Origin of the sequence: Exiguobacterium sp. s89 (assembly GCF_018617735.1) — a bacterium.
Classification (GTDB): Bacteria; Bacillota; Bacilli; order Exiguobacteriales; family Exiguobacteriaceae; genus Exiguobacterium; species Exiguobacterium marinum.
Genome location: NZ_JACSKS010000001.1, coordinates 864,022 through 879,537, shown reverse-complemented (window position 1 = coordinate 879,537; position 15,516 = coordinate 864,022). Strand labels below are relative to the sequence as shown.

Here is a 15,516-nt window from a genome sequence, read left to right as displayed (position 1 = left end):
CCTCGTTTTTTGTATGTGTGAAACGGATTTTGGATTCAACACGAGATGGTAGATATTTAATCGGAACACATACTCTTGTTAACGTTTATCCTCTTCTCGCTGCATATATTTCGCTGTTCGCTGCAACGCGAAACCGAACGCAAACAGCGAGGCGATGACAGCAGACATCGTGTAAACCGAGTCGGTAAACGCCAGATAGATTCCGAACAGTCCGAGACCGAAGCTCAAGAAGAAGAGCACCAACAGTCTCGGATGTTGTTTCAGTGTCTGTTTCATCGGCTCGGGACGTTCAACTGACAACCGGTGCCGTCCGTGACGAGTAGATTCGAATTGAACACTTGCCCGTCACTCTTCAAGACGAGCGTACGACGGTCTTCAAGGAAATCAATTTTCATCTGTTCGTCTAAAAACACTTTCGTCCAGTTTTTTATTAAGATTGGACCGAGGTTCGAGTCGATCTCGACGTCTTCCGGTGTCTTCTCTGTGACGTATCGAATCTCGAAGATTCCACTGTTTCCACAGCCGCAACCTTCCGTCTCGTAAAAGAGGTGCATCTGTCCCTCGCGTTCGCCTTTCAACGACTCGATTCGTTCGAGCGCGCGTTCTGTAATGTGTACATGCATGTGTATCACTCCTTACCTTCATTATACGCCGATTGAAAAAAGAATGAAAAAGGGATGCATCCTGTTTTCCACCTTTCGGAAAAAAGCGTACACTTAATGTTTAGAAGGGGGTAAGAGAATGTTTGCACGTTTTTTTAGTTATTATCGGCCACATAAGAAGTTATTCATCCTCGACTTTTCATTCGCGATTCTCGTCGGACTGCTTGAACTCGGGTTTCCGCTCGCCGTTCAATGGTTCATCGATGACTTGTTGCCAGGTGGGGAATGGAACTGGATTATCATTGTCAGCATCGGTCTGTTGATTCTTTACATATTGGCCATGATGATGCAGTATGTCGTCAACTATTGGGGACATAAGCTAGGAATCAACATCGAGACAGACATGCGAGAAGAGTTGTTCACGCATATCCATAAACAGTCGTTCCGCTTCTTTGACAACCATAAGACCGGGCATTTGATGAGCCGGGTCACGAACGACTTGTTCGATATCGGGGAAGTGGCGCACCACGGGCCGGAAGACTTCTTTATCGCCATCATGACGTTACTTGGTGCGTTCGGGATTATGTTCTCGATTGACCCAGAACTCGCACTCGTCACCGTTGTCGCGGTACCATTCCTCATCATCATGATCACGTATGCGAATAAAAACATGAACAAAGCATGGCAAAAGATGTACACGAATATCGGGGAAGTGAACGCACGCGTTGAGGACAGTGTGTCAGGGGCACGTGTCGTGCAGTCGTTCACGAATGAGACGTTTGAGATCGGACGTTTCCAAAAGGACAACAACTTCTATCGCGGCTCGAAGATTGAAGCGTATCGGGTCATGAGTAAGTCACTCGCCGGAATCTACATCACGACGCGTCTCATGACGTTACTCGTCCTCGTTTACGGAGCGTATTTGACGTATGAAGGACAGTTGTCTTACGGTCAGCTCGTCGGATTCATCTTGTACATGAACTTACTCATCAAGCCGATCGAGAAGATCACGGCACTTTTAGAGATGTATCCGAAAGGCATGGCAGGATTTAAACGCTTCACGCAACTTTTAGACGAAGAACCGGATATTAAGAATCGCGACGAAGCGGTTGATGTTGAGACGTTGAAAGGCGATATCGTCTTCGACGACGTCTCGTTCGGATACTCGGATTATCGCCAAGTGTTGACGGACATTGACTTGTCGATCAAGGAAGGGACGACCGTGGCCTTGGTCGGGACGAGCGGGGCAGGTAAGACGACAATCTGTTCACTCATCCCTCGTTTTTATGACGTCACAAAGGGTGCTATCTCGATTGACGGGATGGACATCCGTGATATGACGAAAGAGAGTTTACGTCGTCAAATCGGAATCGTTCAACAGGACGTCTTCTTGTTTGCGGGTACATTGCGTGAGAATATCGCTTATGGGAAGCTTGATGCGACCGATGCCGATATCATGTATGCGGTAGAGAAGGCGCATCTCGGGACGCTTGTCGAGGAGCTCGAACACGGTCTCGACACACAAATCGGGGAACGAGGACTCAAGCTCTCCGGTGGTCAGAAACAACGAATCGCTATCGCACGTATGTTCTTGAAAAATCCGCCGATCTTGATTTTGGATGAGGCGACTTCGGCGCTCGACACAGAAACCGAGGCCATCATTCAAGATTCACTCAATGAACTGGCGGCGAATCGGACGACGCTCATCATCGCTCACCGCTTGGCGACGGTGAAGAATGCCGATCGGATCCTCGTCGTGACGGCCGAAGGAATCGTCGAGGACGGGACACATGAAGAGCTCAGCCAAAAAGGTGGCGTCTTCACAAATCTATTACAACGCCAACAGCTTTAAACGGAGGGTCACCTGAGAATGGTGACCTTTTGGGCGTGATATGAATGGTTCGTGGGTAAATACATATGGATGAACGAAAGAGAAGGAGGCAGATACACCATGAAAGCTGTGCAAGTCGTAGGATATGGGGATGTCGATCAACTTCAAGTGGTCGATATCCAAAAACCGACACCGAAAGCGGGAGAAGTACTGATCAAGGTGCGCGCCTGTGCCATTAACAATACCGAGATTTGGATGCGAGAAGGGGCGTATGGAACTGGCGAAAAGTCAGGTTGGCGCCCGGAAGGCGTCCATTTTCCCCGCATTCCCGGTTCAGACATCACGGGAGAAGTCGTCGAGGTTGGGGACGAGGTCGATCAAACGATGATTGGCCGACATGTCGTCTTGTTTCCGTTCACCTCGAGCGGACCTGAACGGAAAGAACACTTGTCAGACGATATGTCCTTTATTGGCTCAGAATATGACGGAGGTTATGCAGAATACGTTGCCTGGCCGGCCGACCTTTGTTTTGATATGCCACTCGATGATTTTGTCGAAAGTGCGGTTTTTTCCGTGAGCGGACTCACAGCGTGGCATATGAATGAGCAGTTACACATTCGTTCCGGTGAGACGATTGTCGTCACAGGTGCGAGCGGTGGTGTCGGTTCGCTCAACGTTCAGATTGCTGCGAACGTTTTCGGTGCGAAAGTGTTCGCCATTGTCGTTGATTTGAAAAACGAGCAAGAATTGAAAGCGTTCGGGGCGACTGAAGTTTTTTCCTATCGTTCTGAGACGCTCGCCGATGATATCATTGCCGCGAACGACGGTCCGATCGATGCCGTGCTTGATGTCGTCGGGGATGCGTTGTTTGATATGTCCCTTCAAGTATTGAAGAAGGGTGGGAAATTCTGCATTTCCGGTTCTGCCGGCGGACAGACGACCCATCTCGACTTCCGGACACTGTACTTGAAGCATATTGCGATGTACGGGTCTGTCCTCGGGACACGTCATGAGTTTGCCGAAATGTTGCGTTCGATTGCTGAAGGGAAGCTAAAACCGGTCATTGATCGGACGTTCCCGCTTGAAGAGGCACGAGAGGCGCAAACGTACTTCAAACAATCGGGTAAGTTCGGAAAGATTGTCTTGATTCCGAACATATAAAAAGAGAGGGCCCCCCCTCTCTTTTTATGCAAATTTTACTTTGAGACGATCGACGTAGGCGATGAACAGGCGGAACCGTTCTAACCAAAACTGGAAGAACGGACCGATGAGGAAAATCGATAGGACGGTGCCGAAGAAGAGCGGTCCGCCGAGCGCCCAGCCTATAAGACAAGCAGTCAACTCCATCCAAGTCCGCATGGCACGGACAGACATTTGGAAACGGTCTGCTAAGGCAAGCGTCAATCCATCGCGGGGACCGGCACCATACCCGACAGCGACGTACAGACCAGCTCCCATACCCATCACAAATATGCCGAATGTGAGCCAAACGATATTCATGATCATCCCTTCGAAAACAGGAAGCCATTGCTCATTTAAAATCAAGTTCATGAATACCCCGACGAAAACCGCGTTGACGAGCGTCCCGAACTGAGGACGAATGCGGTCAAGTATGTATTTAAATAGGACGAGTAAAAGACCGACGCATAAAATCACCGTTCCGATTGAAATCGGAAGATGGTGAGCGATTCCGATATGAAGGACGTCCCACGTGGAGACACCGAGATTTGCCGTGATCATGATCGATGAGCCGAGTGCGAGTAAGAACAATCCGGTCATGAAGAGGCCCCATTTGAAGAGAATACGTAAAAAGTGGATAGACCTTGCGTGCACGAACATCGCCTCGTTTCAATAAAATGATTGATTTATCTTAGCACACTCGATTTGAAAACATGAAAAAAACGTCTCAGCGTGAAAGCTGAGACGAGATTGTTATTTCTTCGGTGATTTTTTAGCTTTATTCTTTTTATAATATTTGTAGACGAACGGTGCGACCGCCGTCGCGACTTTGATTAATGATCCCATCTTACCTTTCTTAGCCATAGTAGCACCCCTTTCTCTTCTAGATGAATATATTCCACACAAATTGGTTTTGAAAACATTTTTCAAACACATCCTAATCTTTTTGTACTAAACTGTCATCCATCATACTAAGTAATGGAGGAGGTCTCTTCATGAAAACAATTATATGGTACCAAAATGATTTACGCGTCGATGATCACTTGCCACTCGAGGAGGCGCTGCGACATGATGATCCGATAGAAGGGCATTATTTTATCAGTCCAAAGCAGCTCGTTGAGAATCGATATGGTGTCATTCCGCTCGGGAACGAACGGTTTCATTTTTTGAAAGAAACGTTAGAAGACGTGGCAGGTTCATTGAATGCTCTTGGGATTCCGTTGTATGTCCATGTCGGGCATCCGCTCGACACACTAGACCCGACCGACCGTCTCTTGTTTCAAAGGGCAATCGGATACAATGAACGAAAGCGTGAAGAAGAAGTAATCGGGGAGTGGGAGGGGGAGTACGAAACGTTCGAAGGGTTTACGTTATTTGAAGAAGTTGATGTCCCATTTGAAAAGATGCCGTTCCTGTTTACAGAGTTCCGTAAAGCAGTCGAATATGATGTACGACCACGTGAACTCATCTCCCGAAAGGCGACAGCGTCTAAACGCGAAGTGACGTTCCCATTCCCAGTTCAAGAAGTCGAGCAAGACCCGAGGACGGCATTCCCCTTCAAAGGTGGCGAATTAGCTGCAAAACGTCGGTTGAATGATTATTTGTCCGTGCCGATTCGAACGTATAAAGAGACACGGAATGGATTCGGGGTCGACGATTCGACAAAGTTGTCCCCGTATTTGGCGAATGGCTCGTTGTCCCCGCGTCGAGTCTTCTTTGAATTAGAAGCGCACGAGCGGACACATAGTGTGAACGAATCGACGTACTGGCTCTACCTTGAGTTGTTGTGGCGCGAGTTTTTTCAATGGGTCGCACTTGAACAAGGGAAACGATTGTTTCGGGAGCAGGGGATTCGTTCGAAGCCGAAGGAGTGGCGGGTCGATTCTGACATCATCGAGAAATGGCGACGAGGCAATACCGGAGTGGAGTTTGTCGATGCGTTCATGCGCGAGCTAAATGCAACAGGGTGGATGTCGAACCGGGGTCGGCAAATCGTTGCCAACTATTTCGCTAAGGAGTTAATGCAGGATTGGCGATACGGAGCAGCCTACTTTGAATCGAAGCTGATCGATTATGATGTCGCTAGTAATTGGGCGAATTGGGCTTATCAAGCGGGTGTTGGAAACGACTCACGAAATCGGCATTTTAACATCGAGCGTCAACAGTTCACGTACGATCCTGACCGTGCGTTTCGTAACAAATGGTTGTGACGAAACTGTCACGAGAAGTCGGTGTTTCTCATTGACTTCTTTTTATAGAAGCGCTATAGTTAAATCAACAGATGGGATACCTGAGGTGTACGAGAGCCGCCTTCGTTATTTTGAGCCAACACTTTGAATACGGGAGACCGAACTGCTAACCGGATCAACTGCCTCATCACGTGCAGGAGGACTTGTGAAGGAAACGCTAGGTCACCCACCTGCATACGCAGGTTCAAAAGCAAGGCATCGTCACGGCACTCCGGGCCCCATCGATTTTTTTGAGAACACGTCGAGAGACGTCTTTTTTTTGAATATAATTCCGAGTAAAATAGTATGAGAAAATAGAATTGGTTGGAGGAAGAAACATGTTACACCAGTTTTCACGAAATGAATTGGCCATCGGTTCAGAAGGCCTCGATGCTTTAAAAAATAAAACGGTCGCGATTTTAGGTGTCGGTGGCGTCGGCTCATTCGCAGCCGAGGCACTTGTGCGCAGTGGCGTCGGACGCATCGTCCTCGTCGATAAAGATGACATCGACATCACGAACGTCAATCGTCAAATCCACGCGTTGTTGTCGACAGTCGGTCAACCGAAAGTAGAAGCGATGGGCAAGCGTCTCCTCGACATCAACCCGGACTTAGACCTCGTCCAACTGAAGATGTTTTATACAGAAGAGACGTACGAAGAATTCTTCGCTCAAAACATCGACTATGTCATTGATGCTTCAGACACGATCATTTATAAGATCCATTTAATCGTGGAGTGTAAGCGCCGTGGTATCCCTGTCATCTCGAGTATGGGGATGGCAAACAAGATGGACCCGACTCGCATCAAAGTCGTCGACATCAAAGATACATCGTATGACCCGATTGCGAAGATGGTTCGGACACGTCTCCGTAAAGAAAAGATTTATAAAGGGGTCCCAGTCGTCTTCTCGGACGAATCTCCAATTGTGACGCGTGAAGACGTGAACGAGGTCGTCGGGAAGAAAGACGCTCCAATCCGGAAAGCAAAGATGCCACCGAGCTCGAACGCGTTCGTCCCATCGGTCGCAGGACTTGTAGCTGCCGGTTACGTCATTAACGACTTGCTCGAACAAGCAGGAGTCGAGATCAATCGAATCCAAAAGTAAAACGACGCGACTCGTTGTGAGTCAGCGTCGTTTTTCCCAATACTCAAGCCGTTTTTGGATTTGTTGCTCGAATCCACGAGGCGTCGGTTTATAGTAGTTCGGTCGTTTTCGGGCCAAATTCTCAGGCCAATAGTTTTGAGGAACGAACCCGTCTTTTTCATCATGAGGATATTTATATCCGACCCCGTTCCCAAGTTCACGTGCCCCGGGACTATGGGCGTCGCGGAGATGCACCGGTACAGGTCCACCTTCGACTGTTCGGACATGATGGAGCGCCTTGTCGATGGCAGTGATGACCGCATTCGATTTTGGGGCGGTCGCGAGATAAAGAACAGCTTCTGCAATCGGTATACGGGCTTCAGGAAAGCCGATGTATTCGCTCGCTCGTGCTGCCGCATCGACGACGAGTAGCGCGTTCGGATCGCTCAGCCCGATGTCTTCTGCGGCATGCACGTAAAGACGACGCATGATGAAGCGCGGGGACTCGCCAGCTTCGATCATGACGGCGAGCCAGTAGAGCGCGGCATCCGGGTCCGAACCACGAATCGATTTGATGAAGGCCGAGATGACATCGTAGTGTCGGTCGCCCGTTTTATCATATTTGATCGACTTTTGTTGAATCGACTCTTCTGCGACCTCTAGTGTGATGTGAATCTGCCCGTCTACTTCTGGCGTTGTTAAGACGGCGAGTTCAAGTGCATTTAATAGGACACGGTAGTCACCGTCCGCCATTTTGATATAATGGTCAGCAGCAGCTTCATCCATTTTCACAGGGTAGTTCCCGAGACCACGGGAGTCATGGAGCGCCCGTTCAAGGACGGCACGTAACTCCTCGGCACCCGGCTGCTCAAGTCGGAACACCGTCGCCCGAGACAGCAGGGCGGCATTCACTTCAAAGCTCGGGTTTTCGGTCGTCGCTCCGATGAGGACGAGCTTTCCGGACTCAAGGGCAGGGAGAAGCGCGTCTTGCTGAAGTTTATTGAATCGATGGATCTCATCTAAAAAGAGAATCGTTCGCTCATCGTCGAAGTCAAACCGGGACTCCGCTTCACGAATGACGCTTCGCAATTCATCGAGCTTGGCGGTGACGGCGTTCAATTGGACGAACGTCGCCTTCGTGTAATTCGAAATGACACGAGCGAGTGTCGTCTTACCGGTACCCGGTGGACCGTATAAAATAATCGTACCGAGTCGATCCGCTTCGATGGCACGGCGAAGGAGCTTGCCCTCGCCGACGATATGTCGCTGTCCGATCACGTCATCTAACGTTTCGGGGCGCATCCGGTTGGCGAGCGGTCCACCATTCGATTGATGAAACAAATCAGGCATACGTAACCATTCCTTTCGACAAACGTTTGTTCGATTAGTATAACAGAAGGAGACTTGAAGATGAAAATATCTACAAAGGGCCGTTATGGCTTAACGATTATGATTGCGTTGGCACGAGAGACAGACAACAAACCGCTCAGTTTAAAAAAAATCGCGGCACGTCACGAGTTGCCGGAGCATTATTTAGAGCAACTGATCGGTCCGCTCCGAAACGGAGGCCTCGTCAAGAGCGTACGTGGTGCATACGGTGGCTATCAACTCGTCAAACCGGCAGAAGAAGTGACGGCAGGAGAAATTATACGCTTACTTGAAGGACCTTTAGCCGTTGTCGAGGACTCTGAAGCAGATGATGCGGTGAAACGAAAGCTTTGGGATAAAATCAAAGAGGCGATCGATACCGTCCTAGATGAGACGACACTCGCTGACCTCGCAGAAGAAGAGTCAGACGGCTACATGTTTTATATTTAAGAACGAGGTGACCTTATTATGAACTATTTTGATCACGCTGCGACGACGCCGATGCGACCGGAAGTCCTCGAAGCGATGACACCTTACTTTTTAGAGACGTATGGGAACGCGTCGAGCATTCACGGGATTGGTCGTAATGCCCGAGCGGCGCTCGATTCGTCACGTCGTGTCCTTGCGAAATGGATCGGTGCTTCACCGAACGAAATCGTGTTCACGTCAGGTGGGACGGAGTCGGATAATTATGCCTTGTTCGGTGCAGTCTATGCCCACAAAGGAAAAGGCAAACATATCATCACGACGAAAGTCGAACATCATGCCGTGCTTCATGCGATGGAACAGCTCGAACGAGAGGGGTTTGATGTCACGTATCTCGATGTCGACGCGTCAGGAGCTGTCGATGTAGATGTGTTCCGGGCCGCGTTACGAGATGACACAATTCTCGTGTCGATCATGTACGGCAACAACGAGGTCGGGACGCGCCAACCGATTCAAACGATTGGCGAGTTGTTACAAGACCATCAAGCCATTTTCCATACCGACGCGGTACAGGCGCTCGGTACAGAAGAAATCGATGTGAAAAAGATCCATGTCGATTTATTGTCGGCGTCCGCGCATAAAGTGAATGGGCCAAAAGGTATCGGTTTTCTTTTCATGAAAACAGGTGTAAAATTAGCGTCACGTTCTTTTGGTGGACAACAAGAACGTAAACGTCGAGCCGGCACGGAAAATGTTCCGGGTGCCGTCGGATTCCAAAAAGCAGCTGAACTCGTCATGGCAGAGCGTGAGGACCGGGTGACACTCTATGCGTCGCTCGATCTGGCGCTGCGTCAACGTCTTGACGAACTAGGCGTAACTTATGAAGTGAACGGGTCAAACCGTTTACCTCACATCGTGAACCTATACCTCCCTGGAATTGACCTTGAACCTTTCCTCATCATGATGGATATGCGAGGCATGGCGATTTCGAGTGGGAGTGCCTGCACGGCAGGGTCGGTCGAACCGTCCCATGTATTGTCGGCGATGTACGGGGATTCAGAACGGACGCGTCAGTCTGTTCGAATCAGTTTTGGACACGGCAACTCGGTCGAGGACGCGAAACGGCTCGCGGAGCGACTACAAGAAGTCGTCTCGACATTTATGAACGGAGTGAGATAGATGAATTTACGCACGAAAGCCCCTGAAGAGACGACGGTCGTCGTCGGCATGTCAGGTGGCGTCGATTCATCGGTGACGGCCCACGTATTGAAAGAACAAGGGTACAATGTCATCGGAATCTTTATGAAAAACTGGGACGACACGGATGAGAACGGTGTGTGTACGGCGACAGAGGATTATGAAGACGTCATCGCCGTGGCCAACCAAATCGGGATCCCGTACTATGCGGTCAACTTTGAAAAAGAATATTGGGACCGCGTCTTTGAATATTTCTTAGCAGAATATCGTCTCGGTCGAACGCCGAACCCGGACGTCATGTGTAACAAAGAAATCAAGTTCAAAGCATTTCTTGACCATGCTCTTCGACTCGGTGCCGATTTTGTCGCGACGGGGCATTACGCCCAAGTGAATTACGTTGACGGCGAGCACCGTCTGCTACGAGGAAAAGACGACAACAAAGATCAAACGTATTTCTTGAACCAATTGTCTCAAGACCAACTCGCGCGGACGATGTTCCCGATTGGTCATATGGACAAGAAAGATGTGCGTGCGATCGCAGAAGAAGCAGGACTCGCGACAGCGAAGAAGAAAGACTCGACTGGGATCTGCTTTATCGGAGAACGGAATTTCAAAGAGTTCTTATCGGAATATCTTCCGTCACAACCAGGTGAGATGCGGACGCTCGACGGTGTCGTCAAAGGACGTCACGACGGGTTGATGTATTATACGCTCGGACAACGTCACGGTCTCGGGATTGGTGGCGACGGGGACCCTTGGTTCGTCGTCGGAAAAGATTTGGAGAACAACGTCTTGTTCGTCGGACAAGGCTTCCATCATGACGCGCTCTATTCGGACGCGCTCCTTGCTTCAAAACTCTCTTGGACGGGTGTTGCTCCAACAAATGAGTTCCGGGCGACGGCGAAGTTCCGCTATCGTCAACAAGACGTGCCGGTCACGGTCGCTCCGCTCGAAAATGGCGAAGTCCTCGTCAAGTTCGATGAGCCGCAACGTGCCATCACACCAGGACAGGCCGTGGTCTTCTATGACGGCGACGTCTGTCTCGGTGGAGCGACAATCGACGAAGCATACCGCAACGGCAAACGACTCGACTATATCGGATGAGGTGATTGAATATGAACGCAAACGAACAAGGCATCCAAGCGATGCAACAAGGTGAATTTGAACAGGCAGCCAAACATTTCAATGAGGCGATTGAAGAGAACCCGACGGACCCAACAGGTTTCGTCAACATGGGAACGTTGCTTCAGGCGATCAACGATTACGACCGTGCCGCCATCTTCTATGACAAAGCGATTGAACTCGATGATTCATTCGGTGCCGCGCACTATGCGAAAGGCGCTCTCGCTTATGAACTTGAACAATTGGAGTCTGCGGAGACCTCGCTTCGCCAAGCACTCCTTTCGGGGATGGACGATGCCGATCTTCATTTCATGCTCGGCTTGACGTACAAGGCGATGGGTGATTTTGTTCGCGCGATGCCACGTCTACGTGAGGCGAAGAAGCAATCGCCGGAAGACGTGGAAATCACGTTCCAATACGGACTTGCACTTGCGCAAAGTGAACAGTTGGAAGAAGCGGTCGACGCATTGGAAGAGACGCTCGACCTCGATGCGAGCCATACGGATGCACGCTACAACTTGGCAATCGCATATGCCTTCTTGGGAGACCAAGAAAAAACCTATGCCGAACTTCAACGCGTCTTGGAGATGCAACCGGATCATGAACTTGCACGTGACGCCATCGCGAAGATGGATGCACTGCTTGGGAACTGATTTCTTGAATAGGAAAGTGCCATCGCAATGGAGCGATGGCACTTTTTTCGTTAACGCGATTAGAGTTGTTTCGTCGTGATTTTGACGGGTTCTCCGGCAAATTCTCCGTAAGCCTCGTCCATATTTTTCGTATACAGTTCGATAATGTTATGGCTCGGATCCTTAAAGTAAGCAGACCGCTCTTTCCCATTTTTCGTCTCGTCTTCATCCCACGTTCGCAGTTTGACCGGGACATCGGTATCATTCAAAATCTCAAGTGCTTTTTCAAACGACTCTATCGGAACGAAGAACGCGCAATGGACGTGGACGCCACCTTCGTCATAAAGTGTGTCCCAATCGGTCACATCTTGTTTGCGGTTCGCGTTTTCTTCCTCTGTGAAGTTACGCTTCAACCAAAGTCCGAGTCGCGTATTCCCTCCGATATAGAGCCATGTTGCCCACGGCTCGTTCGCGTGTTCTTGTGACTTACTCGGCTCGGCATCGTCTCCGACCCATTGTTCGACGACAGGGAGACCTAATTTTTCATGCCAAAATGCTACCGCTTCTTCCATATCCGTCACTTCTAACACGAGTTCGCATAATCCGCTGACTGGAATTCGTTTACCCATTTATGACTCCTCCTTCACTGTGTCATTCGAACAGTTCCCCGTTTCTTTGAATCAAAAACGCGACTACCCGTCTTGAAGTGGGGGAATGACAACTTATAGAAGGAGGTCGAGTGGCTTGCGAAAATTCAGCATGGTCAGTGTCATTTTGTTTTTCATTGTCGAGTATGTGTGGTTCACACAATTATTTGAATCGGTGAATGAACGACTGGCAGACGGGAAGTGGACGAATACGATTTTGTATCAAGTGGTCATTGAACCACGAGGGCTCTTGACGTTATTACTCATGCTGTTCGTAGCGCTCCTCATTGTCGGATGGGTTGTTCACTATGTGTACTCGGAACGGAAGTCTTGGCAGCATACATCTGAACACGTCGGTGTCGGGTGGGTCGTTCCATTGATTCTTGCAGTACTCGGATTCCTCATTCCGAACGTATATGTCCAGGTTGGAATTTTACTCCTTCAGGTAACGTTCATTCCGCTCATCCCATTCATCCATCAGACCGTCCCGTTTTGGAAAGTCGTGACGAACTGGTTGATTCAGTTGGCGGTCATCGGTCTCGTCCTATTCGGGGCGAGGGGGATGCTGGAAGATTCGATTCGAATCGAGAAGACCGAGCTTTTCACAAAACTCGAGGCATATCAGGCATCTGGGGACTTAGACCGGATTCAGCGTCTGATTGAAGAAGTGGACCTTGATCAGGTTGAGCGCATTTTGGACCGGGTCGATATCGAACAGTTGATACGCATTTTAGAAGTCGTCGACCTTGATCGGATTGAACAAATCTTAAATCTGTTCGGATAGGTCATTTGTTCAATCGATTCATCTCGGGCTATAATGGATGATGGAAAAATAGCTGGAGGTGTCGGATATGATGGCAGCACCTTATGAGTTGACTGGAAAAGTCATTCGAGTCCTGTTTCAATCAGAAGAAGAAGCGCACACGATCGCGCTCGTACGAATAAAAGAAAAGAATTTTGAGACGGACGAGACCGAGATGGTCATCGCGGGCGTCGGTGTCGGCATCGAGAAAGGCGAGACGTATAAGGCGCACGGTCGTCTCGTCGAACACCCCAAATTTGGGAAACAGATGAAGGCCGATTGGATTCGCCGTGTCGTCCCGATGACGAAACGGGCAGCCGTCCGCTTTTTGACGAACGGATCGTTCCCTGGAATCGGTCAAAAGACGGCGCAGAAGATTGCGGATGCTCTCGGCGACGATTGTATCGACCAAATCGTGAAACATCCGAGCCTCCTGTCAGAGGTCGACGGGTTGAAAGAGAAACAGGCACGTGTGATTACGGAACGTCTGAACGTCTTATACGGGGTCGACCAACTGTTACTATTTCTCGCCCCATTCGACGTGACGCCACGTCTCGCCTCAAAGATTCATAAAGAATATGAAGGCCGAGCGATGGAAACGATTGAAAAGAATCCATACGCGCTCATGTACGATGTGCAAGGTATCGGCTTCAAAACGGCCGATGCCATCGCCGCGCATTTTGGGATTCAAGGAATCCATCCTGAACGCATCGCGGCAGCAGTACTTTACGTATTAGAACTCGAACAAGGGAACGGTCATCTATATGTAACCGCAGACCAACTCGAGGCCGAGATGCCTCGCATCATCGGAGCGGACCCAGGTGACGCCCTCGTCACGGCTTTGGAGTCACTTGCGAAAGAGGAACGAGTCGTTATCGAAGACGGGGTCGTCTATCATCCCCGTGTCTTCCGTGCCGAACGGAAGGCGGCAGAGGAGTTAGCCCGAATCATGGCGACGTCGACGACAGAAGACGTGGACATGACGACAATCTTTGATGCGGTCGGACGTGTTGAGGAGATGTTCTCGATCGAATATGCGACACAGCAACGAGAAGCCATTGAGCTCGCACTTAAATCACCGCTCATGGTACTCACCGGAGGGCCGGGTACAGGGAAGACGACTGTCGTTCGAGGCATCATTCATGCACTCAGTGACGTCTTCGATTGGAAGTTAGAGCCTGTACCGAACCAACCGTTCCCATTCGTCTTGGCCGCACCGACGGGTCGAGCGGCGAAACGCCTCAGTGAGTCGACAGGGCTACCGGCCTCGACAATTCACCGTCTGTTGAAGTTCGACGGAAGTTCGTTCCAAGTGGATGAAACGAATCCGCTTGTCGGGAAAGTCCTCATCGTCGATGAGGCATCGATGATTGACATCTTCTTGTTTAGGAGTTTACTGAAGGCTGTTCCGAACGGCATGAAAATCTTGTTCGTCGGAGACCGCGATCAGCTCCCGTCTGTCGGACCGGGGCAAGTACTTGCGGATTTGATGCAGACGGACGGGATTCCGGTCGTTCGACTTGACGTCGTCCATCGTCAAGCGTCGGAGTCGAGTATTTTACGGCTCGCGCATTCTTTGAACGCCAAGAAAATGCCGGACGATTTGTTGGCGGCTCTCCCGGACCGTCGTTTCTATACGGCGAATCAGGAGACGGCGCTTCAAGCGATCTGTCAGATGGCAGGGGCTGCCCTTCGGAAAGGGTATTCACCGTTTGACATCCAAGTACTCGCTCCGACGTATCGTGGTGTATGCGGGATTGACGGGTTGAACGAGGCGCTCCAAAATGTGTTCAATCCTAAATCGAATGCTCGTGAAGTAAAACACGGGATACGCATTTACCGAAATGGCGATAAAGTGCTACAACTCGTCAATAATGCTGAAGAAAACGTATATAACGGAGACATCGGTGAAATCACGAACATCTTCTTCGCCAAAGAGAACGTCGACAAGGTCGATAAGATTTATATTCGATTCGACCAGACGGAAGTCGAATATAACCGTAGTGAATGGGATCAGTTTACTCACGCCTACGCCATCACGATTCATAAGTCACAAGGTTCGGAGTTCCCAATCGTGCTCATGCCGGTCTTCTTCAACGGAGGATTCCGGTCGTCGCGTAACTTGATTTATACAGCTGTGACCCGGGCGAAGAAAAGTTTACTGCTGTTCGGGGACGTACGGGCACTCGAGGCGGCCACGCGAGAAGAGGAACCAGTACGACGGACGAAATTGGTCGAGCGCTTAGGTGGGAAGTCTTGACGTCTTCATAAGCGCGTGTGATAATGACGAATAGACAACTGAAACGATACAGACGATGAAGGAAATGAGTACGTCGTCACCACCTCTACAGAGACATCTTCCTAGGCTGCGAGAAGATGGGGGCAGGCCGACCGAAG

Annotated in this window: 15 protein-coding genes and 1 other RNA gene; 11 read left to right on the top strand and 5 right to left on the bottom strand. The window is 49.9% G+C overall.

Features of this window, described 5'->3' with window-relative positions; genetic code table 11:
• Nucleotides 1-78 precede the first annotated feature (78 nt).
• Both KNO96_RS04525 and KNO96_RS04520 read right to left on the bottom strand, forming a co-directional pair.
• A complete protein-coding gene (locus tag KNO96_RS04525; RefSeq protein WP_214702369.1) occupies nucleotides 79-300 on the bottom strand; it encodes a hypothetical protein in 222 nt (73 codons plus the stop codon).
• The gene (locus tag KNO96_RS04520) at nucleotides 273-623 is read right to left on the bottom strand and encodes an iron-sulfur cluster biosynthesis family protein (protein ID WP_214702367.1); all 351 of its coding nucleotides are present in this window, start codon (nucleotides 621-623) and stop codon (nucleotides 273-275) included. Before KNO96_RS04520 ends, KNO96_RS04525 begins: the two co-directional genes overlap by 28 nt.
• 118 nt (nucleotides 624-741) lie before the next feature.
• On the opposite strand from KNO96_RS04520, the gene KNO96_RS04515 reads away from it, so the two are divergent.
• Both KNO96_RS04515 and KNO96_RS04510 read left to right on the top strand, forming a co-directional pair.
• Nucleotides 742-2,454 (top strand): ABC transporter ATP-binding protein, encoded by a 1,713-nt coding sequence (locus tag KNO96_RS04515; protein ID WP_214702365.1) that lies wholly within the window; start codon nucleotides 742-744, stop codon nucleotides 2,452-2,454.
• A gap of 99 nt (nucleotides 2,455-2,553) precedes the next feature.
• A complete protein-coding gene (locus KNO96_RS04510; RefSeq protein ID WP_214702363.1) occupies nucleotides 2,554-3,594 on the top strand; it encodes an alcohol dehydrogenase family protein in 1,041 nt (346 codons plus the stop codon).
• A gap of 24 nt (nucleotides 3,595-3,618) precedes the next feature.
• Here KNO96_RS04510 and KNO96_RS04505 read toward each other — a convergent pair whose 3' ends face one another.
• Entirely contained in the window at nucleotides 3,619-4,272 is a 654-nt protein-coding gene (locus KNO96_RS04505) for a DUF6198 family protein (protein ID WP_214702361.1), read from the bottom strand.
• A gap of 335 nt (nucleotides 4,273-4,607) precedes the next feature.
• On the opposite strand from KNO96_RS04505, the gene KNO96_RS04500 reads away from it, so the two are divergent.
• From KNO96_RS04500 to KNO96_RS04490, 3 genes are all read left to right on the top strand, one after another.
• Entirely contained in the window at nucleotides 4,608-5,822 is a 1,215-nt protein-coding gene (locus KNO96_RS04500) for a DASH family cryptochrome (protein WP_214702359.1), read from the top strand.
• Between the two features lie 74 nt (nucleotides 5,823-5,896).
• Nucleotides 5,897-6,083, top strand: a non-coding RNA gene (gene ssrS, locus KNO96_RS04495) — 6S RNA.
• 95 nt (nucleotides 6,084-6,178) lie between these two features.
• Nucleotides 6,179-6,946 (top strand): tRNA threonylcarbamoyladenosine dehydratase, encoded by a 768-nt coding sequence (locus tag KNO96_RS04490; RefSeq protein WP_026826437.1) that lies wholly within the window; start codon nucleotides 6,179-6,181, stop codon nucleotides 6,944-6,946.
• Between the two features lie 21 nt (nucleotides 6,947-6,967).
• On the opposite strand, the gene KNO96_RS04485 is transcribed toward KNO96_RS04490, so the two are convergent.
• Entirely contained in the window at nucleotides 6,968-8,275 is a 1,308-nt protein-coding gene (locus KNO96_RS04485) for a replication-associated recombination protein A (RefSeq protein WP_214700705.1), read from the bottom strand.
• A gap of 60 nt (nucleotides 8,276-8,335) precedes the next feature.
• Between KNO96_RS04485 and cymR the strand changes: the two genes are divergently transcribed.
• From cymR to KNO96_RS04465, 4 genes are read left to right on the top strand one after another with little or no spacing between them, the layout of a single operon-like run.
• Entirely contained in the window at nucleotides 8,336-8,743 is a 408-nt protein-coding gene (gene cymR, locus KNO96_RS04480; RefSeq protein WP_026826435.1) for a cysteine metabolism transcriptional regulator CymR, read from the top strand.
• 18 nt (nucleotides 8,744-8,761) lie between these two features.
• Nucleotides 8,762-9,898: a cysteine desulfurase family protein gene (locus KNO96_RS04475; RefSeq protein WP_214700706.1), complete on the top strand. Its 1,137-nt coding sequence runs from the start codon at nucleotides 8,762-8,764 to the stop codon at nucleotides 9,896-9,898.
• Nucleotides 9,899-11,020, top strand: coding sequence for a tRNA 2-thiouridine(34) synthase MnmA (mnmA, locus tag KNO96_RS04470; RefSeq protein WP_214702351.1), 1,122 nt, complete (start codon nucleotides 9,899-9,901; stop codon nucleotides 11,018-11,020).
• Between the two features lie 11 nt (nucleotides 11,021-11,031).
• Entirely contained in the window at nucleotides 11,032-11,691 is a 660-nt protein-coding gene (locus tag KNO96_RS04465; protein ID WP_026826432.1) for a tetratricopeptide repeat protein, read from the top strand.
• A 59-nt stretch (nucleotides 11,692-11,750) separates the two neighbouring features.
• On the opposite strand, the gene KNO96_RS04460 is transcribed toward KNO96_RS04465, so the two are convergent.
• Nucleotides 11,751-12,299 (bottom strand): VOC family protein, encoded by a 549-nt coding sequence (locus KNO96_RS04460; protein WP_026826431.1) that lies wholly within the window; start codon nucleotides 12,297-12,299, stop codon nucleotides 11,751-11,753.
• Between the two features lie 115 nt (nucleotides 12,300-12,414).
• Between KNO96_RS04460 and KNO96_RS04455 the strand changes: the two genes are divergently transcribed.
• The gene (locus KNO96_RS04455; RefSeq protein WP_214702349.1) at nucleotides 12,415-13,101 is read left to right on the top strand and encodes a hypothetical protein; all 687 of its coding nucleotides are present in this window, start codon (nucleotides 12,415-12,417) and stop codon (nucleotides 13,099-13,101) included.
• A 70-nt stretch (nucleotides 13,102-13,171) separates the two neighbouring features.
• On the top strand, nucleotides 13,172-15,379 hold the full coding sequence (gene recD2 / locus KNO96_RS04450) for an SF1B family DNA helicase RecD2 (protein ID WP_251125003.1): 2,208 nt from the start codon (nucleotides 13,172-13,174) through the stop codon (nucleotides 15,377-15,379).
• Nucleotides 15,380-15,516 lie beyond the last annotated feature (137 nt).